The following is a 20843-nucleotide window of genomic DNA, read 5'->3' on the forward strand; positions in this document are numbered from 1 at the left end:
GCGCCTGCGCGAAGCGCCGGCCGAGCGCAGCGAGGACGAGCGATGAGCGTCGCCGTTTCGCTGTGGATCACCGTGGCGCTGGTCGCGCTGAGCGCGTTCTTCGTCGCGATCGAGTTCGCGCTGGTGGCGGCCCGCCGCTACCGGCTCGAGGAGGCCGCGGAGACCAGTGCCGCGGCGCGGGCCGCCCTCGCGAGCGCGAAGGACCTCTCGCTGCTGCTCGCGGGCTCGCAGCTGGGCATCACGCTGTGCGTGCTCGGCCTCGGTGCGGTGAGCAAGCCGGCCGTCGAGTCGCTGCTCTCGCCGCTGTTCGGCGGGCTCAACGAGGGCGTCGCCGGGGTGCTGTCGTTCGTGCTCTCGCTGATCGTCGTCACGTTCCTGCACCTCGTGGTGGGCGAGATGGCACCGAAGTCGTGGGCCATCGCGCACCCGGAGCGCTCGGCCACGATGCTCGCACTGCCGATGCGCGGGTTCATGATCCTCACCCGGCCGGTGCTGCTCGCGCTCAACGGCGTCGCCAACTGGTTCCTGCGCCGCGTGGGCGTGGAGCCGGTCGACGAGCTCGGCGAGGGCCGCAACCCCGACGACCTGCGCGAGCTGGTCGACCACTCGGCCAGCACCGGGGCCCTGGACGCCGAGCAGCGTGACCAGATCCTCTCCGCGCTCGACGTCGACCGCGCCCCGCTGCGCGACATCGTGCGGCCGCGCGCCGAGGTGTCCTGGGTGCCGGCCGACGCCGACGTCCGGGCGATCCGCGAGGCCGCCCGCGCCAGCGGGCACCTGCGGCTCGTCGTGGGCCGCGACGGTGAGCCGGTGGGCGTCGTGCACGTCCGCGACGCGCTGGCCGGCCCGGCCGGCACCACCGCGGCCGACCTGATGCGGCCGGTGGCCACCCTGTCCGCCGACACCGCCATCCACGACGCGCTGCGGGCCATGCGCGAGAAGCGCAACCACCTCGCGCTCGTGGAGTCCGACGGCGAGCTGCTGGGCCTGGTCACGATGCAGGACCTGCTCGACCGCCTGCTGCCCGTCTAGCCACCACCCGCCCATGATCGGCGTCTCGGAACCGAGAGCGGGCTCAGGCCCGCTCCCGGTTCCCGAACGGTGATCACAGCCCGACGGGCCCTCAGCAGCCGAGCAGGCGACCGGCGAGGTAGCCCTCGACCTGGTCCAGGGCCACGCGCTCCTGGGCCATCGAGTCGCGCTCACGGATCGTCACGGCCTCGTCGTTGAGGGTGTCGAAGTCGACCGTGATGCAGAACGGGGTGCCGATCTCGTCCTGGCGGCGGTAGCGGCGGCCGATGGCGCCGGCGTCGTCGAACTCGATGTTCCAGTTCTTGCGCAGCTGCGCGGCGAGGTCGCGGGCCTTGGGCGAGAGGTCGGCGTTGCGGCTCAGCGGCAGCACGGCGGCCTTGACCGGCGCGAGGCGGCGGTCCAGGCGCAGCACGACGCGCTTGTCGACGCCGCCCTTCGCGTTGGGGGCCTCGTCCTCGGTGTAGGCCTCGATGAGGAACGCCATCATCGACCGGCCGACGCCCGCCGCGGGCTCGATCACGTACGGCTTGTAGCGGGTGCCGGACGCCTGGTCGTAGAACGACAGGTCGACGCCGGAGTGGTTGGAGTGCGTCGTGAGGTCGAAGTCGGTGCGGTTGGCGACGCCCTCGAGCTCGCCCCACTCCTGGCCCTGGAAGTTGAAGCGGTACTCCACGTCCACGGTGCGCTTGGAGTAGTGGGAGAGCTTCTCCTTCGGGTGCTCGTAGTGGCGCAGGTTGTCGCGGGAGATGCCGAGGTCGACGTACCAGTCGGTGCGCTGGTCGATCCAGTACTGGTGCAGCTCCTCGTCGGTGCCGGGCTCGACGAAGTACTCCATCTCCATCTGCTCGAACTCGCGCGTGCGGAAGATGAAGTTTCCGGGCGTGATCTCGTTGCGGAAGCTCTTGCCCATCTGGCCGATGCCGAACGGCGGCTTCTTGCGCGAGGTCGTCTGCACGTTGAGGAAGTTGACGAAGATGCCCTGCGCGGTCTCGGGCCGCAGGTAGTGCAGGCCCTCCTCGGTCTCGACCGGGCCGAGGTGCGTCTTGAGCATCATGTTGAAGTCGCGCGGCTCGGTGTACTGGCCGCGGGTGCCGCAGTTGGGGCACGGGACGTCGGAGAGGTCCTCCTCCGTCGCCGCCTTGCCGGTGCGCTCGACGTACTCCTCGGCGAGCTGGTCGGCGCGGAAGCGCTTGTGACAGCTCTGGCACTCGACCAGCGGGTCGGTGAACACGCCGACGTGACCGGACGCGACCCACACCTGGCGGGGCAGGATGACCGACGAGTCGAGGCCCACGACGTCGTCGCGGCCGGTGACCATGTAGCGCCACCACTGCTTCTTGATGTTCTCCTTGAGCTCGACGCCGAGCGGGCCGTAGTCCCACGCCGACCGGGTACCGCCGTAGATCTCGCCGGAGGCGAAGACGAAGCCGCGACGCTTGGCGAGCGACACGATGGTCTCGATCTTGGCGGAACTGGGCGAGCTGGCCACGGGGCGGTACTCCTGAGCGAGGGGGGCGCGAACGAAGCACCCAGGGTAGCGACCGGCCGCTCACGCCAGGAGGCTGGGGAACTCCGTCGCCGTACCGGCCGTGGCGTCGACCAGCGTCTCGTAGGTCGCGGGCTCGTCGGCCAGCGCCTCGGACAGCAGCGGCACCACGAGCTCGCGCACCGGGAACGGGGACAGGGCGCGCCGGTAGGCGTCGACGCTCGTGAACCGGACGGCGAGCACCCAGCGCCCCGGGTCGTCGACGGACCGGCCCAACCGGCCGTCCAGGGCGCCCTCCGCGGCGGTGAGGAGCTCCAGAGCGCGGGTGCCGCGGGCGAGGAAGTCGGGGGCGTCGGCGGGGTCGACCGCGAAGCGGCACAGGAGCAGCACGGGACCGGACCCTAGACGGCCTACCATGGGGTCGCGGCCGGTGACATCGATACTCGATACCGACTGGCGGGCCGCAGGATGGGGAAGACGGATGTCGATCGTGGCCGAGCAGTCCGAGCAGTCCGAGCAGTCCGAGCACGAGGCCGGGCGGGCCGCGCCCGCTCCCGTGCGCACCCCCCGCACCCTCGAGGCCGCGGGTGACCTGCTGCGCGCGCTGGCCGCCCCCGTGCGCATCGCGATCGTCCTGCAGCTCCGCGAGTCCCCACGCTGCGTGCACGACCTCGTCGACGCCCTCGGCGTCACCCAGCCGCTGATCAGCCAGCACCTGCGGGTGCTCAAGTCGGCGAGCGTGGTGCACGGCGAGCGGCACGGTCGCGAGGTCGTCTACTCCCTCGTCGACGACCACCTCGCGCACATCGTGGTCGACGCCGTCGCGCACGCGGAGGAGGGCCGGTGAACCAGGCCCAGCAGGCTCCCGCCACGCGCGTCCTGCGCGCCACCCGCCAGCGCGCCGCCGTCTCCGCCCTCCTCGACCGGCTCGACGACTTCCGCTCCGCCCAGGACATCCACGAGGAACTGCGCCGGGTGGGCGACGGCATCGGCCTGACCACGGTGTACCGCACGCTGCAGTCGCTCGCCGACGCCGGCGAGGTCGACGTGCTGCGCACCGGGACGGGCGAGGCCGTCTACCGCCGCTGCGACTCCTCGGAGCACCACCACCACCTGGTCTGCCGCCGCTGCGGGGCCACCGTGGAGATCGAGGGCCCCGCCGTCGAGACCTGGGCGCAGCGGATCGCCGAGCAGCACGGATTCTCCGAGCTCAGCCACACCGCGGAGATCTTCGGGCTGTGCCGCGAGTGCTCCGCCGCGACGTGAGACCTGCGTCTCAAACCGAGTCACCGAGATCACGTGGCCGGCGTTAACGTCCGGCTCCGGCACTGTCTGGTCACGCACGGTCTGAGCAAGGAGACGTCCCCCATGAGTGAGCCCGGAACGAACGGCGACGAGGCCGCTGCGGACGAGGCGACGAACGGGGATGCCCCGAACGCGGTCCGCAAGCTCGACGCCCCCGAGTCCGAGGAGCTCGCGCAGCTGGCGTCGGTCTTCGAGGACCTGCAGTACGTGCTGCGCTGCTGCGAGCACCTCGTCACCGCGCTCGGCGGGCCCGACGCCGGCCCGGTGCAGGTCCAGACCGACGACGCGCTGATCGAGGCACTGTGGACCGGTGCGCTCATCGGCTACGTCCGATGCTTCTCCGGTCGCATCGGCATCCTCTCCGACGACGACGTCAAGGAGCTGGAGCTGCCCAACACCGAGATCACCGCGGCCGACTTCCACTCCATGCTCAAGAAGCTGCGCGACCACTACGCGTCGCGGCACGTCAACCCGCGCGAGGCGTTCACGATCGGCGCCGCGCAGGCCAACGACGGCACGCTGATGGGGGTCGCGGTCGTCTCGGCGCCGCGCCCGATCGTCGACGACACCACCGTGCGCCTGCTCGGCCGCATCGCCTACTCACTCTCGGGCTACATCGACGGCCGCATGCAGGAGGCGCAGAACAAGGTGCTGGGCCTCGCCCGCGACATGAGCACGCTGCAGCTCAGCTCGCTGCCGCTCGTGCACCTCGCCGAGGTCTAGGCCCCCACCAGCTCCGCCCGCAGGGTGGACGCGCTGCCCACCACCAACATCAGCAGCGTGCCCATCGCCTTCTCCTCCAGTCCCGAGGCGGGGAAGGCATAGCGGAGCGTGACGTCCCAGCCCTGCTCGCCGCGGATCACCTTCGGCGTGCCGAACAGGCCCTCCCCCGCACCGAGCGCGATGCGGGTGGGGATGTCCTGGTCCAGGGGCAGGTCCCAGGCCACCACGCACATCAGGTTGAGGACGGGCAGACCCTCCTCCAGGTCCATGCCCTGCACCACGCAGAGCACGCCGCCGTGGGCGAAGGTGAGCGAGCCGTCGTCGTCGACGGTGACGTCGTGGTAGTTCTCCAGCGCCTTCTGCGCGACGGCGAGACTCACGATGCACTCTCCGGGGTGTCGAGCGCGCCGCCGAATCGGCGGTCGCGCCGGGCGTAGATCTCGACGGCCTGCCACAGGTGGCGGCGGTCGAAGTCGGGGAACAGGGTGTCGAGGAAGACCATCTCCGCGTACGCCGACTGCCACAGCAGGAAGTTCGACGTCCGCTGCTCCCCCGAGCTGCGGACGAACAGGTCGACGTCGGGCATGTCGGGCTCGTCGAGGTAGCGGGCGATCAGCCGCTCGTCGACCTTGCCGGGCTTGATCCGCCCGTCGGCGACGAGCTGGGCGATCTTCTGCACGGCGTCGGCGATCTCGGCGCGGCCGCCGTAGTTGACGCACATCGTCAGGTTGAGGACGTCGTTGCCGCGGGTCTTCTCCTCCGCGACCTCCAGCTCCTTGATCACGCTGCGCCACAGCCGCGGCCGGCGTCCCGCCCAGCGGACGCGGACGCCCATCTCGTGCATCTCGTCGACCCTGCGGCGGATCACGTCGCGGTTGAAGCCCATGAGGAAGCGCACCTCGTCGGGGCTGCGCTTCCAGTTCTCCGTGGAGAACGCGTAGGCCGACAGCCAGCGGACGCCGATGTCGATGCAGCCGCGCGCCACGTCCATCAGGGACGCCTCGCCCCTGCGGTGCCCCTCGATCCGCGGCAGGCCGCGCGCGTTGGCCCAGCGGCCGTTGCCGTCCATCACGAGCGCGACGTGGTGCGGCACGAGCTCGCGCGGGATCGCCGGGGGGCGGGCGCCCGACGGGTGCGGGGGCGGGGGTGAGACCACGACCCGCACCCTACGGAGGGGATACTCCCCGGTGTGCAGGAGCATTACTTCTCGGCGGACCCGTCGACGCCGAGCCGCCCGGACACCGTCCGCGTCGTGCTGCCCGACGTCGACCTGACGCTGGCCACCGACAGCGGCGTCTTCTCCGGCTCCCGCCTCGACAGCGGCACCCGCATCCTGCTCGAGCACGCCCCGATGCCGCCCCGGCGCGGCCCGCTGCTCGACCTCGGCTGCGGCTACGGCCCGATCGCGCTGACCCTGGCGACCCGCCGCCGGCGGCTGCCGGTGTGGGCCGTCGACGTCAACGACCGGGCGCTGGACCTGACGCGGCGCAACGCCGCGGACCTGGGCAACGTCAGCGTCGGCCGTCCCGAGGAGGTGCCCGACGACATCGAGTTCGCCGGGATCTACTCGAACCCGCCGATCCGCTCGGGCAAGGATGTGCTGCACGGGCTGATGACGCGGTGGCTGCCCCGGTTGGCGCCGGAGGGGCGGGCCTACCTGGTGGTGCACAAGCACCTGGGGTCGGACTCGTTCGCCGACTGGCTCCGCTCCTCGGGCTGGCCGACCGAGCGGCTGATCTCGGTGCAGGGCTATCGGATCTTGGAGGTGTCGTGCAGCAGCTCGGAGGCACCGCGCTCAAGCGGCTGAACCGGACGTGGCGGCGCCGCGCGACCATGCAGGTCGGGCTGATGCTGCAGGACGTCGAGAGCCCGTTCAACGTGGGCGCGATCGTGCGCTCGGCCGCCGTGCTGGGCGTCGATCACCTGTACCTGATCGGCCGCTCCGCCGACCCCACGACGCCCAAGGCACAGAAGCTCGCGATGGGCACCGACCGGTACCTGCAGGTCCGCGGCTGCGCGACGGTCCGCGAGGCCGTCGACGCCGCGCACGCCGACGGCTACCACGTCGTCGGGCTGGAACTCACCGACACCGCGAAGCCGCTGCACGAGCTCGACCTGTGCCGCGACGTGTGCGTGGCCGTCGGCAACGAGGCGCGCGGGATGTCCAGCGAGATGATCGCCGCCTGCGACGCACTGGGCTACATCCCGCAGCTGGGCAAGGTCGGGTCGTTCAACGTGGCGTCCGCGGTCAGCATCGCCACGTACGAGGTGCGGCGGCAGGAGTGGGCGGGGGCCGAGGACCCCGCCCACTGACCGGCCCTCATCCGACGGCGACGCCATCCCCGTCCGCCGGTCCACCGGGATCGGCGGCCGGAGCATCCGCCTGCTCCCCCGGAGCCACCGTCGAGATCCCGGGGTCGGCGGCACCGTTGGCGACCGCCACGACCAGCAGGATCAACACGACCACCGCCACGAGCATCGTCGCGAGGTTGCGGAAGATTCCGCCGATGGCGGTGCTCGCCACCTCGGCGAGGTCGCTGGTGTTCCTGGTCAGTGCTCCGACGAGCAGGAACACGATGATCATCAGACCCATGATCACCAGAACACCCGGCGAATCCCGTGGCTCGAACTGTTGAGCGGCAACAGCCCGCTCGTCACCTGCGAGGACCTCGTTGATCCAGATCATGAGCCACCTCTGCTCGACCGCCGCACCCGATCACGTCACGATCAAGGGTCGGGCTCGGCGCCTCGCCTGGTCAACGCGTGAAATTGCAGGTCGCAGTTCTGAACTCCTGCGGATCAGTTCGGAGCCAGAACCTGACGGTTCCTAGCGGCGGCCGGTGAGGCGCTCAGAGTGCAGCTACGACGGCCCTTAAGTGGTTCAGCTGAAATCACCTGATGCTCCAAGGTGGCCCGTGAACAGGACAGCAGCCGCTATGGTAAAGACAGGCATTCAGGCAAGCTGACCGCGCTGAAGTCAGCCGAACTCAGGTGCAACTGAACTGACCTACGCCGAACACGATCGACCGGTCGGTTCGAGGCGAGGCGAGCGGAGGTCCGGAAGCGATGGCCACGACCCCGCTCAGCGAGAGGCTTCGCGCGCTGCGACTGCGCCACTGGCCCGATCAGCCGGTCAACCAGTCGCGGGTGGCCAAGGCGCTCGGCGTGACCGGACCCAGCATCTCGGCCTACGAGAACGGGACCCCGCCACCCACGGCGCGGCTCCGCGACTACGCGATCTTCTTCGCCTCTCGACGCTGGCTCCTCCCCGAAGCTCCCCCCCGCGTCGACCTGGACTACCTCACCCCCGCCGAGCGAAAGAGCTTCGACGAACTGAACGCCGAGCTGACCGGCCTGCGGAGCGATGCCCCCGCCGTCGCCACCGTCACCGCCCCCACACCCTTCTGGAAGTTCCCCGTCGGCGAGTCCATCCGGATCTTCTGCGGCCGCCTCGACAAGGACGACGCCGGCCGGTACTCCACGCCGGACGACCCCAACTACATCCACCTCCGCAACGCCGCCGACCTCGACTCGCTGCTCGAGCTGTGGGGGCACATCCGGCGGCTCAACCCCGACAACGACGTCCGCTTCGTGCTGGGCAACGGATTCAGCGCGGAGGACATCACCGCGCATACCGTGGTGCTCGGCAACATCGCCCAGGTGCAGGGTGCGGGCCGGCTCATCCCCGACAAGACGCTACCGGTGCGGCAGGTCCATGCGGACCACCTCGACGGTGAGATCTTCGAGTTAAGAACCGCCGGCGGAATCGAACGGTTCGAGCCGGTGATCGAGAACGATCGCGTGGTCCAGGACGTCGGCCTCATCGCCCGGGTGGCGAACCCCCACCACAGCTCGCGCACGTTGACGGTCTGCAGCGGGGTATTCACCCGCGGTGTGTACGGAGCTGTACGGAGTCTCACGGCGAAGGATCTGCGGGACGGCAACGCCAACGCGCTGCGCGCGGAGTACGACGGCCTGGACTCGTTCGGCGTCCTCGTCCGCGTGCGTGTGACCGGCGGCGCCGTAGGCACCCCCGACCTTCGCGACTCGCGCAACGTCCTGGCCGGTTTCTGGGTCCGGCCCCATTCAGCTCTCCCGACTGCATGATTGAGCCCTCGAACGGCCATCAGGCAACGTTGCCCTAGGGTCATGCGCCGTGCCAGCCGTCCACCGCGAGTCCCACGACGAACTGCTCCGCAACTTCGATCTGGGACCCGCTCGCCAGGTCGACGCGATCATCGTGGCGGCCGGACGGACTACCGAGCACCTCCGCCCCGCAGCCCAGCTCGCCACCGAGCTGGGCTGTGTGCTTCTGACCATGTTCAGCCCGGGACGGGCCGATCCCGGCGAGTTCAGGACGCTCGCGGCGGACACTTGGCCGGAACTGCGTTGGGAGCACCTGACCGTCCCCGACGATCTTTCCCATCCGCTCCTCCCCGCCTCCGCCTCCCCAGCCGCCGACGCGCGCGACTGGCGACACGGCTCCCTGAGCACCAAGCGCAACCTGGCGCTCCTGATCGCCCGCATGGTCGGCTGGGACACCGTGTTCCTGGTCGACGACGACATCGTGGCTCTCGATGCCGGTCTGGTCAGGGACGCCGCCCGACGCCTCGGGCCGTCCGCCGCCATAGGCCTCTGCGTGCGGGACTACCCCGACAACTCCGTCGTGTGCCACGCCAACCGGCTCTCCGGGCGACCCCAGGACGTGTTCGTCGGGGCCGCAGCGTTGGTGGTCGACGTGACGCAACGATTCGGGTTCTTCCCGAACGTCTACAACGAGGACTGGCTGTTCCTCTACGACGCCGTCGCCGACGGTCGGGTCGGTCGGCTCGATGGTGCGTCCCAGATCGACTACGACCCGTTCGAGGACGGCGCCCGCGCCAGTGCCGAGGAGTTCGGCGAGATCATCGCCGAGGGGCTGATGTCGGCGCTGCACGGGCCCCCGGGTCAACGGCCCCCGCTGGACGAGGCGTACTGGGCACAGTTCCTGACCGCCCGGCGCGAGTTCATCACGGCGGCCGAGCAGCGGTTGAGTCGCATGCCGGGGTGGGATGCCCAGCAGGCCGTCCGGTCTCTTCGGGTCGCACGGAGCCGGGCACGGACGATCACCCCACGCGCCTGCACGCAGTACGTCCGGAGCTGGCGCGCCGACCTCCTCGTGTGGGAGGAGACGCTCGCGGCGCTCACACCCGTCGACGACTTCGAGGCGGCCGCACGCCAGCTCGGCCTCAGCGGTACCCTCGCCGGCCTCACCGCCTGACCGAGGAGGTCGGCTCGCTGACCGCGACCCACCAGCTGTCCGTCACCGTCCGGACCGCCACGACCAGCAACGCCGTCGCTGTCGTCGTGCCCGGGTTCCTCGACGGGCAGGACGACGCCGCGATCGACGCGCTGGCCGGTGCGCTGCAGCAGGTCGAGATCAACGCGGTCACCTTCGACCCCCGTGGGCCGGCGGCGCCCGCCGAAGCCTGTCCGACCACGCAGCTGGCCGACCTGAGCTCCCTTCTCGACCGCTACGCGGCCGCCCGGACCATCCTGATCGGCCACTGCTACGGCGGTCTGCTGGCCCTGCTCACCGCAGCGGCCGATCCGCGGGTGACCGACGTCGTCGCACTCATGCCCACCCGGTGCTTCATCTGGCCCGACGATCACGATCCCGAGCGCGACACCTGGCGCCGCGACGGCGAGCACCGCTTCCATCGCCGCGGCCGGGAGATCGTGGTGCCCTACAGCGCCGTCGAGGACGCACTTCGCTACGACCTGCCCGCCGCGCTCGGACACCTGGAGCAGCGGGTGCTGTTCGTGGCAGGCGAGCGGGACGAGCTGATCGGTGTGGACCCGGTTCGCCGCCTCGCCGACGAGTGCGTCAGTCCGGACACCGAGCTCGTCGTCCTGCCGGTGCAGCACGACTACCGCGACCTGCCCGGGGAGATCGCCGAGGTCCATCGCACGGTGCTGGGGTGGCTCGAACGGGGTCGATGACGCCCGATCACCCGGTGACCGGCGGCGCCGTCGCCGCCCGCCGCTCCACGAACGGCAGGGAACGGAGCTGGCGCTCCAGGTGCCACTGCAGGTGGGCGGCGACGAGGCCGCTCGTGTCGCGGCGGGTGACGCCGGTCGCGGCGTCGGCGGTGTCCCAGTCTCCGTGCAGCAGGGCGTCGAGCAGGCGGTAGGTCTCCGGGGAGGGCTGCACCGAGCCGGGCGGGCGGCAGCGCGGGCACACCGCCCCACCCGCGGCGATGTTGAACGCGGCGTGCGGGCCGGGTTCGGCGCAGCGGGCGCACTCGGTGATCGCGGGGGCCCAGCCGGCGTGCGTCATGGCGCGGAGGAAGAACGCGTCGAGCACCAGGGACAGGTCGCGCTCGCGGGCCGACAACGCCCGGATCGCGCCCACCACCAGCAGGTACACCCGGATCGACGGCTCCCCCTCCTCGGCGACGAGCCGGTCGGCGGTCTCCAGGATCGCGCAGCCCGCGGTGTACCGGGAGTAGTCGGCGACGATGCCGCCACCGAACGCGTCGACGGTCTGGGCCTGGGTGACGATGTCGAGGCCCGGCTTGTTGGGGTTGGACCCGGTCCAGCACTGCACGTCGACGTGGTTGAACGGCTCCAGCCGCGCCCCCCAGCGCGACGTCGTGCGACGCACCCCCTTCGCGACCGCGCGGATCTTGCCGTGGCGGCGGGTGAGCAGGGTGACGATCCGGTCGGCCTCGCCGAGCTTCTGCACACGCAGCACCACACCGGTGTCGCGGTACAGGCTCACCCGCCCAGCCTACGGTGGAGCCGGTCCCTTGACAGAGTCGATCGCCCGCGTGAGGGTCGCCTCACCCCCACTCATCTCCGGAGGCTGGCTCCTGTGCAGACCGAACCGACCGACGCCGAGCTCGGCCGCACCCTGGCCGCAGGGGTCCACACCGGCGCGCTGTCGACGATCGGGCGGGGCGGGTTCCCGTTCGGGTCCGTCGTGAGCCACGCGGTCGACGCGGCCGGGCGCCCGCTGCTGCTGCTCAGCGACCTCGCCGAGCACACCGGCAACCTGACCTCCGACCCCCGCGCGTCCCTCCTGGTGGCCCAGGAGGACCCGGGCGACCCGCTCGCCCTGTCCCGCGTCACGCTGATCGGGCACGTCGCCCAGCCGCCCGAGGACGAGCGCGCGGCGGCGTTGGAGGCCTACCGGGCCGTCCACGGCGGGGCCGTCCTGTCCACCGACCACGGCTTCCGGATCTACCGGATGGAGATCACGGCGGTCCGGTTCGTCGGCGGGTTCGCCCACATGAGCTGGGTGCGCGCGGAGGACTACACGGCCGCCGAGCCCGACCCGCTCGTCCCCCACGTGGCCCGGATCGTCGAGCACATGAACGACGACCACGCCGACGCACTCGTCACGTTCTGCCGCGTCGACGGCGGCCGCCCCGACACGGCGGACGCGCAGATGACCGGCTGCGACCGCTACGGCTTCACCGTGCTCGCCGACGGCGCCCCGCTGCGCCTGGCGTTCCCGCGCCGCGTCGACACCCCCGACGAGGTCCGGGCGGCGATGGTCGAGATGGTGCGGGCGGCGCGGGCGACGACGGCCTGACCTCAGCCCACGTCCCTGGCGTGCTGCCGCAGGGAGTGCGGCTCCACGTCGGCTGGTCGATCCCGAAGCTGATGACCCTCCTCGGGTGCAGCCGGATCAGGTCCCGCACCGCCTCCCCCCGGCCTCGGACCTCCAGGCAGCGCACGCGCTCGGCGTTGTAGGTGAACCCGACGGGCTGTTCTGCAGCGTCCCGTCGGGTTTCGCGGTGGCGAGTCGGCCGAGGTGCTGGGTGCGCAGGTACTCGATCTCGAAGTCGTGGAATCCCGTGGCCCGAGCCCGCACCCTGCACCGCGGTTCAGGTCAAGGACCTAGAACCCCAGCTTGCGCAGCTGCCGCGGGTCGCGCTGCCAGTCCTTCGCGATCTTCACGTGCAGGTCGAGGAACACCTTCGTGCCCAGCAGCGCCTCGATCTGGCGCCGCGAGTCGGTGCCGACCTGGCGCAGCCGGTCGCCGCCCTTGCCGATGACGATGCCCTTCTGGCTCGACCGCTCCACGTAGATGTTGGCCGTGATGTTGAGCATCGGCTCGGCCTTGGGGTGGCGGTCGCGCGGCGCCATCTCCTCGATGACGACGGCGATGGAGTGCGGCAGCTCGTCGCGCACGCCCTCCAGCGACGCCTCGCGGATCAGCTCCGCGACGAGGATCTCCTCGGGCTCGTCGGTGAGGTCGCCGTCGGGGTAGAGCGGCATGCCCTCGGGCAGCCGCTTGACCAGCAGGTCGGCGACCAGCGAGGTCTGGTAGCCGTCGACGGCGGAGCACGGCACGATCTCGGCGAAGTCCATGAGCTTCGACAGCTCGGAGAGCCGGGCCATGACCTGCTCGGGCTCGGCGAGGTCGGTCTTCGTGACCACCCCGATCACCGGGGTGCGGTGCGCGACGCCGCGCAGCTCGTTGACGATGAACTCGTCACCGCGCCCCACCGGCACGTCGGCCGGCACGCAGAACCCGACGACGTCGACCTCCGCCCACGTCTCCCGCACGACGTCGTTGAGCCGGCTGCCCAGCAGCGTGCGCGGCTTGTGCAGGCCGGGGGTGTCGATGACGATCAGCTGCGCGTCGGGGCGGTGCAGGATGCCCCGGATCGCGTGCCGCGTGGTCTGCGGGCGGCTCGACGTGATCGCGATCTTCTGCCCGATCAGCGCGTTCGTCAGCGTCGACTTGCCCGCGTTCGGGCGTCCGACGAAGCACGCGAACCCGGAGCGGTAGCCGTCCGGGACCGACGCGAACCCGGTCACGAAGCGTTCAGCGGGGCGATGCGCTCGCCGGTGAGGCGCTCCAGGATCTCGCGGCCGATCGGCAGCGCCGCGGTGGCGGCGGGCGACGGTGCGTTGAGCACGTGCAGGACCGACCCGGCCCCGCTGCCCTGGTCGACGAACAGGAAGTCGTCGACGAGCGTGCCGTCACGCTTCACCGCCTGCGCCCGCACCCCGGCGCCCGCGGGCGAGAGGTCGGAGGCCTGCACGTCGGGCAGCATCCGCTGGATCTGCTTGACCATCGCCTTCTTCGACAGCGACCGGTGCATCTCGCCGAAGCCGTACTTCCAGTGCGTCCGCGCGATCCGCAGCATGCCGGGGTACGCGATCGTCGAGAGGAACTCCTTGGGCTTGATCGTGCCCCAGGAGTAGCCCTCGCGGGCCAGCGCCAGGACGGCGTTCGGGCCGGCGTGCACGTGGCCGTCGATGCCGCGCGTCGCGTGCACCCCCAGGAACGGGAACGCCGGGTCCGGCACCGGGTAGATCAGTCCCTTGACCAGGGCGGCGGCGCGGTCGGAGAACCCGGAGTACTCGCCGCGGAACGGGATGATGCGGATGCCGGGGTCGGCGCCGGAGGCGATGGCCAGCTCGTCGCAGCGCAGACCGCCGCAGACGACGACCTGGGTGCCCAGCAGGTCGCCGTGGCTGGTGCGCACCACGACGTCGGCGCCGCGGCGCACGATCTGGGTGACGGGGCGGCCCAGGTGGACCTGCCCGCCCTCCTTGACGACGAGCTCGCCGAGCTTCTCCGCGATCAGCCGGTAGTCGGTGATCCCGGTGGACGGCACGTGCAGCGCGGCGATCCCGCGGACGTTCGGCTCGTACTCCTTCATCCCGGCCTGGTCGAGCTCGGTGACCTCGACGCCGTTGGCCGCGCCCCGGCGCACGAGCTCCTTCATCCGGACGAGCTCCTCGGGCTCGGTCGCGACGACGAGCTTGCCGCAGACCTTGTGGGGCAGGTCGTGCTCACGGCAGAACGCGACGGTCTCCGCACAGCCGGCGACGGCCAGGCGCGCCTTGAGGCCACCCGGGGCGTAGTAGAGCCCGGAGTGGATGACGTTGGAGTTGTTGCCGGTCTGGTGGTTCGCCAGGCGGGGCTCGCGCTCCACGACCGCCACGGATCGGCCGGTGCGGGCGACGGCGTGCGCGGTGGCGAGGCCGACGATCCCGCCGCCGACCACGACGACGTCGAAGGTGGGGGTGGTCATGGCATGGACTCCAAGCTGGTGGGGGTGGCTGTGGTGTCGTCGTCGGCCCGGTCGAGCTGCTCGACGAGCACCGTGGTGATGCGGATGCGTCCGCGGGCGTCCTTGCCGCCCTCGGCCAGCAGCCGCAGGCCGGCGACCTCGGCCACGGCACCGGGCAGCGGGACGCGACCCAGGCGCTGGGCCAGCAGGCCACCGACCGTCTCGACGTCGGCGGCCTCGACCGCCTCGGTCAGGTCGTTGTCGTCGGCGTCGATGCCGGGGAACAGGTCGGCGAGGTCGTCGACGGGCAGCCGGGCCGCCAGCCGCAGGCGCCCGCCGTCGAGGGACTGCACGTCGGGCACCTCCTCGGCGTCGTACTCGTCGGCGATCTCGCCGACGATCTCCTCGAGGATGTCCTCGATCGTGACGACGCCCGCGGTGCCGCCGTACTCGTCGACGACGATCGCCATGTGCTTGCGCTGCGCCTGCATCTCCTTGAGGAGCTCGTCGACGCGCTTGCTGTCGGGCACGAACGCCGGCGGGCGCATGACGGCCGAGAGCGCCGTCTCCCCCCGGTGCGACGCGGCGACGAGGTCCTTGAGGTAGGCGACGCCGACGATGTCGTCGATGTTCTCCCCGAGCACCGGGACCCGCGAGTAGCCGCTCTTGAGCGCGAGGCGCACGACCTTCTCGACGGGGGTGTCGTGCTCGGTCCACACGACGTCCGGGCGCGGCACCATGACCTCGCGGACCAGCGTGTCGCCCAGCTCGAACACCGAGTGGATCATCTGACGCTCGTCCTCGTCGACGACGCCGGTGGTGCTCGCCATGTCGACCAGCTCGCGCAGCTCCACCTCGGAGGAGAACGGGCCCTGCCGGAAGCCCTGGCCGGGGGTGATCGCATTGCCGACCAGGATCAGCAGGGTCGTGAGCGGCCCGAGGAGCCGGGCGAGCGCGCGGATCGGCGCCGCGACCAGCAACGCGATCCGGTAGGGATGCTGACGGCCCAGCGTACGCGGCCCGACGCCGACGAGCACGTAGGACACCACCAGCATGATCGCGCCCGCCAGCAGCGCGGCGGGCCAGACCGGCGCGGTCTCCTCGAACAGCGTCGACTCGACGAGCGCGACGGTGAGCAGCACGGTGGCCGCGGTCTCGGCGCCGAGCCGGAGCAGCAGGAGCAGGTTGACGTGGCGCGGGCGGTCGGCGACGACGGCCGCGAGCGCGCGGGCGCCGGGGCGGCCCATCCGCACCAGCGAGTCGACGCGGGCCCGCGACACCGAGACGAGTGCGGCGTCGGCGGCGGCGAACAGGCCGGCCAGCGGGACGAGCACGACCGCGGCGAGGATCAGGCTCCAGTTCACGTCGCTCCAGGTGACGTCGCTCCAGGTGACACGGTCACAGGCGGCACGGTCAGCTGTCCTCGAGGCCCGCGGCGCCGAGCACGGCGGAGTCGGTGCGGCGCTGCGCCTCGCGGGCGGCGGCCTCGGCGCGCGAGCTGCGCCAGGTGGCCAGTAGCCGGGCCTGCAGCGAGAACATCTCCCGCTCCTCCTCGGCCTCGGCGTGGTCGTAGCCGAGCAGGTGCAGCACGCCGTGCACGGTGAGCAGGTGCAGCTCGTCGGCGAGCTGGTGGCCGGCCTTGCGCGCGTTGCCCTTCGCGAACTCCGGGCACAGCACGATGTCGCCGAGCAGCGCGGGGCCGAGATCGGGGGCGTCGGGGCGGCGGGACTCGTCGAGCAGCTCGTCCATCGGGAACGACATGACGTCGGTGGGGCCGGGCTCCTCCATCCACCGCTCGTGCAGCTCGCTCATCGCGTCCTCGGAGACCGCGGTGATCGCCAGCTCCACGGCAGGGCTGACCCGCATGGCGTCGAGGGCGAACCGCGCCACCGAGGCGATGAGCGACTCGTCCATCGCGACGCCGGACTCGTTGCTGACCTCGATGGACACGCGGCCCAGGGTAGTCGGTGCCCCCGGGTAGCTTCGGCCCGGTGACTCGCGCGCAGAACTGGGCAGGCAACGTCGTCTTCTCCGCCCGGGAGGTGCACCGCCCGACGTCGGTCGGGGAGCTGCAGGAGCTGGTCGCGGAATCGGACCGGGTGCGGGCTCTGGGCACCGGGCACTCCTTCTCCCCCGTCGCCGACACCGCGGGCGACCTGGTCGTCCTGTCCGGGATGCCGGATGCGACGGACATCGACGGCGACCTCGTCACCGTCCCGGCCGGCATGCCGTTCGCGGAGCTGACGCGGCGGTTGCACGCGGCCGGGCGCGCGCTGCCCAACCTCGGCTCGCTGCCGCACATCTCCGTCGCGGGCGCCTGCGCCACCGGCACCCACGGCTCCGGCGACCGCAACGGCGCACTCGCCACGCGGGTCCGGTCGGCCGACCTGGTCCGCGCCGACGGCACCCTCGGCACCGTCGACGGTCCCGCCTCGGTGGTGGCGCTCGGCGCACTCGGGATCGTCACGTCGCTGACGCTGCAGACGGTGCCGGCGTTCGACCTGGCGCAGTGGGTGATGGTCGACGTCCCGTTCCACGGCTTCGACCACCTCGGCGAGCTGCTGGCCGACGCCTACAGCGTCAGCGCCTTCACCTACTGGGACGGCCCGGTGTTCGACCAGGTGTGGCTCAAGCGCCGCGTCGGGCAGGGACCGCCGGAGGAGCACTGGATGGGCGGGCGCCCCGCCGACGGCGCCCGGCACATGACCCGCGGCGAGGCCACCGGCCACTGCACCGACCAGCTCGGTCGCCCCGGCCCGTGGCACGAGCGGCTGCCGCACTTCCGCGCCGGGTTCCGGCCGAGCAGCGGCGCGGAGCTGCAGTCGGAGTACCTCGTGCCCCGCGCCGACGCCGCCGCGTCGCTGCGGGCGGTGGAGAAGGTGGCCGACGTCGTCGCGCCGGTGCTGCTGGTCTCGGAGGTCCGCAGCGTCGCGGCCGACGACCTGTGGCTCAGCGCCGCGTACGGGCGCGACTCGGTGGCGATCCACTTCACCTGGGTCCCCGACGCCGCCGCGGTCGCACCCGCCGTCGCGGCCGTCGAGTCGGCCCTCGACCCGTTCGACGCCCGCCCGCACTGGGGCAAGGTCTTCACGACCCCGCCCGGGCGCGTCCGCGAGCTGTGGGAGCACCTGCCCTCGTTCGTCGAGCTGGCCCGGGAGGCCGACCCGACGGGGAAGTTCCGCAACGCGATGCTCGACCGCTATCTGACCTGACCGCAGGCGCAGGCCCGTCCGCCACGCGCACCCTCACCCCGGGCGCGCACCCTCGAAGGTGCGCGCGGCGGTACCGGGGTACGCGTAGGGCCGGGATCGGCGGGTCAGGGCGCGGGCGGAGCCTCCCGGGCGCAGGTCAGGTCGGCAGGCGGCAGGGTCAGGTCCACCAGGTAGCGGGTCGTCGCCTCGTCGGCGCACGCGTTCACGCCCTGCAGCACGACGGTGTGGCTGTCGTTCTCCACCGTCAGCAGCCGGGCCGCGAGCTGCCCGGCGAGCGAGACTCCGTCCTCGTAGGGCGTCGCGGGGTCACCGGTCGAGGACGCCACCAGCACCGTCGGCAGTCCCGGCGCCTCCACCGGCCCCGCCTCACCGGTCGGGGGCACCGGCCAGAACGAGCACAGCTCCAGCACGTCCGACGAGCCGAACCCGGCGTCGAGGAACGGGGCGAGCTCCAGGTTGGTGTCGTTGATCTCGCGTGCGACGGCCCGGTCGGTGAGCCGGTCGCCGTCCATGCAGCTGATCACCGGGAACGCCTCCAACAGGTTGCCGTAGGAGCCGTCCGGGGCCCGGTCGTAGTAGATGTCGGCGAGGATCAGCAGGTTGGTGCCGTCGCCGCTCGCGACCTGCCGCAGCCCGTCGAGCAGCGGCGGCCACAGCGACTCGGCGTAGAGCGCCTGGATGAGCCCGGTGATCGCGTCGGTGTAGCCGAGCGTGCGCGCGACGTCCGACGTCGGGACGGGGGCGTCGATCAGGGGCTTCAGCAGTTCCTGGACCGTCGCCGACGCCCCGGCGACGTCGGTGCCCAGCGGGCAGCCGGCCTGCGCGACGCAGTAGGCGGCGAAGTTGTCGAACGCCCGCTGGAACCCGCGCGACTGGGTGGTGCGCGACTCCACCGGCCCGAGCGACGGGTCGACCGCACCGTCGAGCACGAGCGCCCGGACCTCCGCCGGGAACTGCTCGGCGAACTCCGCGCCGATCGACGTGCCGTAGGAGTAGCCGACGTAGGTCAGCAGGTCGTCACCGACGACCTCGTGCGCGATCTGCAGATCCCGGGCGACGTCCCGGGTGCCGACGTTGCCCAGCACGTCGGTCCCCACCCGCTCGGCGCAGCGGTCGGCGAACTCCTGGAACTCCTTCTCCGTCTGCGCGACGCCCTCCGGCGTGGTGTCGAGGTCGAGGTCGGCGCGCTCGGCGTCGACCTCCTCGGTGGTGGAGCAGTCGATCGACGGCTCGCTCACGCCGACCCCGCGCGGGTCGAAGCCGATGAGGTCGAACCTCCGCGCCACCTCGCCGTCGCCGATCAGCCCGGCGAGCGCGGGCAGGAAGCTCACCCCGGACCCACCGGGCCCGCCCGGGTCGACGAACAGCGACCCGATCCGGGCCGCCGGGTCGAGCGCCTTCTGCCGCAGCAGCGCGATGCGGGCGGTGGCCAGGCCGGGGTTGCCGTAGTCGAGCGGGACCTCGAGGTGGGCGCAGTCGTACTGCGGGTTCGCGTACGCCTCGCGGTCGGTGTCGGTCCGCGCGAACTCCGCGCACGGCCCCCACGCGAGCTCCTGCTCGAAGAACGGGTTGAGCGCGGGCACCGACGGCGACACGATCACCGGCGCGGTCACCCCCGGCTCCGCCGCCGCGGCGGGCAGGGCCGCGGGGACCATCAGCGCCCCCGCCATCGCGACGGCGGGCACGGCACGGCGGAAGAACGTCACCCGGCCATCCTGACGCCCGCACGGACGCGCCACCACGGAACACGCCACGCCCGATCGGCTTGATCCTCGGGCGGGGCCGCGACCGACGGAGTCGGGTCAGCGGCGCCGGGCCCGCCGGTCCTGGGTCGGGCCGTTGCGCGGCGCCGCGGAGCGCAGGTCCGGACGGGCCGTCTCGGCGTCCCAGCGGGAGTAGGCGTCGACGATGTCGGCCACCAGCCGGTGCCGCACGACGTCCTGGCTCGACAGCGCCGAGAAGTGCACGTCGTCGACGCCGTCGAGGATCTCCCGCACCACGTGCAGGCCGGAACGGGTGCCGCCGCCGGGCAGGTCGACCTGCGTGACGTCGCCGGTGACCACGATCTTCGAGCCGAAGCCCAGGCGCGTCAGGAACATCTTCATCTGTTCGGGTGTGGTGTTCTGCGCCTCGTCGAGGATGATGAACGCGTCGTTGAGCGTGCGGCCGCGCATGTACGCGAGCGGCGCGACCTCGATCGTGCCGGCGGCCATCAGCTTGGGGATCGACTCCGGGTCGATCATGTCGTGCAGCGCGTCGTAGAGCGGGCGCAGGTACGGGTCGATCTTCTCGAACAGCGTGCCGGGCAGGTACCCCAGCCGCTCCCCCGCCTCGACGGCCGGGCGCGTCAGGATGATGCGGTTGACGGTCTTGAGCTGCAGCGCCTGCACGGCCTTGGCCATCGCGAGGTAGGTCTTGCCCGTACCCGCGGGGCCGATGCCGAAGACGATCGTGTGCGAGTCGATCGCGTCGACGTAGCGCTTCTGGTTGAGCGTCTTGGGGCGGATGGTCTTGCCGCGCCGGGACAGGATGTCGAGCGAGAGCACCTCGGCGGGCGACTCGCCCAGCGTCTCGGCACCGCTGTCGAGCATCTCGACGGTGCGGCGCACGGCATCGGGGGCGACCTGCTGGCCGCGCTCGGCCAGGGTGATCAGCTCGGCGAACACGCGCTCGGCGAACGCGACGTCGGCCGGGGCGCCGGAGAGGGTGAGCTCGTTGCCGCGCACGTGGACGTCGGCGTCGAGGAGCTCCTCCGCCGCGCGCAGGCTCTCGTCGCGACGGCCCAGCAGGGCGAGCAGAGCGGCGTCCGGGACGGCCATGCGGGACTGGACGGACGGGACCGCATCCGGTTCGGTCAAGGGCCCTGCTCTCTGCTTCTGTCGAGGCTTCTGGCGAGCTCGATCTGACGGCCCGATGCTACCGCCATCACCACGTCGAGCGCCCGGTGTTTGGCGGGCGTGAACTCCCGCACGTCCTGTTACCTGCGGTGTCATCCCTCGTTAACGTGACCGGCGACGAACCGCTGCGCACCGCGTGCCACCGCCGCCTGCCCCGCAGCACGATGCA

Annotated in this window: 23 protein-coding genes; 11 read left to right on the plus strand and 12 right to left on the minus strand. The window is 71.9% G+C overall.

Going from position 1 to position 20843, the window contains the following annotated elements; translation table 11 throughout:
* Positions 1 to 42 precede the first annotated feature (42 nt).
* Positions 43 to 1032: a hemolysin family protein gene (locus I4I81_RS14770; RefSeq protein WP_218603038.1), complete on the plus strand. Its 990-nt coding sequence runs from the start codon at positions 43 to 45 to the stop codon at positions 1030 to 1032.
* A gap of 91 nt (positions 1033 to 1123) precedes the next feature.
* Here I4I81_RS14770 and I4I81_RS14775 read toward each other — a convergent pair whose 3' ends face one another.
* Entirely contained in the window at positions 1124 to 2521 is a 1398-nt protein-coding gene (locus I4I81_RS14775) for a glycine--tRNA ligase (RefSeq protein WP_218603037.1), read from the minus strand.
* A gap of 60 nt (positions 2522 to 2581) precedes the next feature.
* Positions 2582 to 2908 (minus strand): antibiotic biosynthesis monooxygenase family protein, encoded by a 327-nt coding sequence (locus I4I81_RS14780; RefSeq protein WP_226363942.1) that lies wholly within the window; start codon positions 2906 to 2908, stop codon positions 2582 to 2584.
* Between the two features lie 91 nt (positions 2909 to 2999).
* On the opposite strand from I4I81_RS14780, the gene I4I81_RS14785 reads away from it, so the two are divergent.
* The 3 genes from I4I81_RS14785 (at position 3000) to I4I81_RS14795 (ending at position 4546) form a co-directional block, all read left to right on the plus strand.
* Entirely contained in the window at positions 3000 to 3365 is a 366-nt protein-coding gene (locus I4I81_RS14785) for an ArsR/SmtB family transcription factor (RefSeq protein WP_218603035.1), read from the plus strand.
* The gene (locus I4I81_RS14790) at positions 3362 to 3784 is read left to right on the plus strand and encodes a Fur family transcriptional regulator (protein ID WP_226363943.1); all 423 of its coding nucleotides are present in this window, start codon (positions 3362 to 3364) and stop codon (positions 3782 to 3784) included. Before I4I81_RS14785 ends, I4I81_RS14790 begins: the two co-directional genes overlap by 4 nt.
* Before the next feature lie 102 nt (positions 3785 to 3886).
* Positions 3887 to 4546 carry a hypothetical protein gene (locus I4I81_RS14795; protein WP_218603034.1) on the plus strand — a complete coding sequence of 220 codons (660 nt, stop codon included), beginning with the start codon at positions 3887 to 3889 and terminating at the stop codon, positions 4544 to 4546.
* Here I4I81_RS14795 and I4I81_RS14800 read toward each other — a convergent pair.
* Positions 4543 to 4926: a hypothetical protein gene (locus I4I81_RS14800; RefSeq protein ID WP_226363944.1), complete on the minus strand. Its 384-nt coding sequence runs from the start codon at positions 4924 to 4926 to the stop codon at positions 4543 to 4545. The two genes, I4I81_RS14795 and I4I81_RS14800, sit on opposite strands and share 4 nt — an antisense overlap.
* Positions 4923 to 5747, minus strand: a complete 825-nt coding sequence (locus tag I4I81_RS14805; protein WP_225924587.1) for an isoprenyl transferase — start codon at positions 5745 to 5747, stop codon at positions 4923 to 4925. Before I4I81_RS14805 ends, I4I81_RS14800 begins: the two co-directional genes overlap by 4 nt.
* Here I4I81_RS14805 and I4I81_RS14810 point away from each other — a divergent pair.
* Positions 5736 to 6353, plus strand: coding sequence for a class I SAM-dependent methyltransferase (locus I4I81_RS14810; RefSeq protein ID WP_218616111.1), 618 nt, complete (start codon positions 5736 to 5738; stop codon positions 6351 to 6353). The genes I4I81_RS14805 and I4I81_RS14810 overlap by 12 nt on opposite strands.
* Positions 6317 to 6859, plus strand: a complete 543-nt coding sequence (locus tag I4I81_RS14815) for a TrmH family RNA methyltransferase (protein ID WP_218606358.1) — start codon at positions 6317 to 6319, stop codon at positions 6857 to 6859. Before I4I81_RS14810 ends, I4I81_RS14815 begins: the two co-directional genes overlap by 37 nt.
* Before the next feature lie 7 nt (positions 6860 to 6866).
* Here the strand turns inward: I4I81_RS14815 and I4I81_RS14820 are convergent, their stop codons facing one another.
* Entirely contained in the window at positions 6867 to 7130 is a 264-nt protein-coding gene (locus I4I81_RS14820; protein ID WP_218616112.1) for a hypothetical protein, read from the minus strand.
* Between the two features lie 482 nt (positions 7131 to 7612).
* Between I4I81_RS14820 and I4I81_RS14825 the strand changes: the two genes are divergently transcribed.
* The 3 genes from I4I81_RS14825 to I4I81_RS14835 all read left to right on the plus strand — a co-directional run bounded on the left by I4I81_RS14825 (position 7613) and on the right by I4I81_RS14835 (position 10528).
* Positions 7613 to 8653, plus strand: coding sequence for a helix-turn-helix domain-containing protein (locus I4I81_RS14825; RefSeq protein WP_218616113.1), 1041 nt, complete (start codon positions 7613 to 7615; stop codon positions 8651 to 8653).
* A 49-nt stretch (positions 8654 to 8702) separates the two neighbouring features.
* A complete protein-coding gene (locus I4I81_RS14830) occupies positions 8703 to 9806 on the plus strand; it encodes a hypothetical protein (protein ID WP_218604834.1) in 1104 nt (367 codons plus the stop codon).
* A gap of 86 nt (positions 9807 to 9892) precedes the next feature.
* The gene (locus I4I81_RS14835; protein ID WP_218604835.1) at positions 9893 to 10528 is read left to right on the plus strand and encodes an alpha/beta hydrolase family protein; all 636 of its coding nucleotides are present in this window, start codon (positions 9893 to 9895) and stop codon (positions 10526 to 10528) included.
* Positions 10529 to 10535: 7 nt separating this feature from the next.
* Here I4I81_RS14835 and recO read toward each other — a convergent pair whose 3' ends face one another.
* Entirely contained in the window at positions 10536 to 11309 is a 774-nt protein-coding gene (gene recO / locus I4I81_RS14840) for a DNA repair protein RecO (RefSeq protein WP_218604836.1), read from the minus strand.
* A 93-nt stretch (positions 11310 to 11402) separates the two neighbouring features.
* On the opposite strand from recO, the gene I4I81_RS14845 reads away from it, so the two are divergent.
* Positions 11403 to 12125, plus strand: a complete 723-nt coding sequence (locus I4I81_RS14845) for a HugZ family pyridoxamine 5'-phosphate oxidase (protein WP_218604837.1) — start codon at positions 11403 to 11405, stop codon at positions 12123 to 12125.
* 308 nt (positions 12126 to 12433) lie between these two features.
* On the opposite strand, the gene era is transcribed toward I4I81_RS14845, so the two are convergent.
* From era to ybeY, 4 genes are read right to left on the minus strand one after another with little or no spacing between them, the layout of a single operon-like run.
* Positions 12434 to 13360: a GTPase Era gene (gene era / locus I4I81_RS14855; protein WP_218604838.1), complete on the minus strand. Its 927-nt coding sequence runs from the start codon at positions 13358 to 13360 to the stop codon at positions 12434 to 12436.
* Positions 13357 to 14586, minus strand: coding sequence for an L-2-hydroxyglutarate dehydrogenase (gene lhgD, locus I4I81_RS14860; RefSeq protein WP_218604839.1), 1230 nt, complete (start codon positions 14584 to 14586; stop codon positions 13357 to 13359). Before lhgD ends, era begins: the two co-directional genes overlap by 4 nt.
* On the minus strand, positions 14583 to 15929 hold the full coding sequence (locus I4I81_RS14865; RefSeq protein ID WP_218604840.1) for a hemolysin family protein: 1347 nt from the start codon (positions 15927 to 15929) through the stop codon (positions 14583 to 14585). Before I4I81_RS14865 ends, lhgD begins: the two co-directional genes overlap by 4 nt.
* A gap of 49 nt (positions 15930 to 15978) precedes the next feature.
* Positions 15979 to 16515, minus strand: coding sequence for an rRNA maturation RNase YbeY (ybeY, locus tag I4I81_RS14870; protein ID WP_218616114.1), 537 nt, complete (start codon positions 16513 to 16515; stop codon positions 15979 to 15981).
* A 41-nt stretch (positions 16516 to 16556) separates the two neighbouring features.
* Between ybeY and I4I81_RS14875 the strand changes: the two genes are divergently transcribed.
* Positions 16557 to 17777, plus strand: a complete 1221-nt coding sequence (locus I4I81_RS14875) for a D-arabinono-1,4-lactone oxidase (protein ID WP_218602722.1) — start codon at positions 16557 to 16559, stop codon at positions 17775 to 17777.
* A 104-nt stretch (positions 17778 to 17881) separates the two neighbouring features.
* Here I4I81_RS14875 and I4I81_RS14880 read toward each other — a convergent pair whose 3' ends face one another.
* Together I4I81_RS14880 and I4I81_RS14885 are read right to left on the minus strand one after the other, a co-directional pair.
* Positions 17882 to 19483: an alpha/beta hydrolase gene (locus I4I81_RS14880; RefSeq protein WP_226363945.1), complete on the minus strand. Its 1602-nt coding sequence runs from the start codon at positions 19481 to 19483 to the stop codon at positions 17882 to 17884.
* Positions 19484 to 19579: 96 nt separating this feature from the next.
* On the minus strand, positions 19580 to 20596 hold the full coding sequence (locus I4I81_RS14885; protein WP_218602725.1) for a PhoH family protein: 1017 nt from the start codon (positions 20594 to 20596) through the stop codon (positions 19580 to 19582).
* Positions 20597 to 20843: the final 247 nt, after the last annotated feature.

The sequence above is a fragment of the Pseudonocardia abyssalis genome (assembly GCF_019263705.2).
Lineage (GTDB): Bacteria > Actinomycetota > Actinomycetes > Mycobacteriales > Pseudonocardiaceae > Pseudonocardia > Pseudonocardia abyssalis.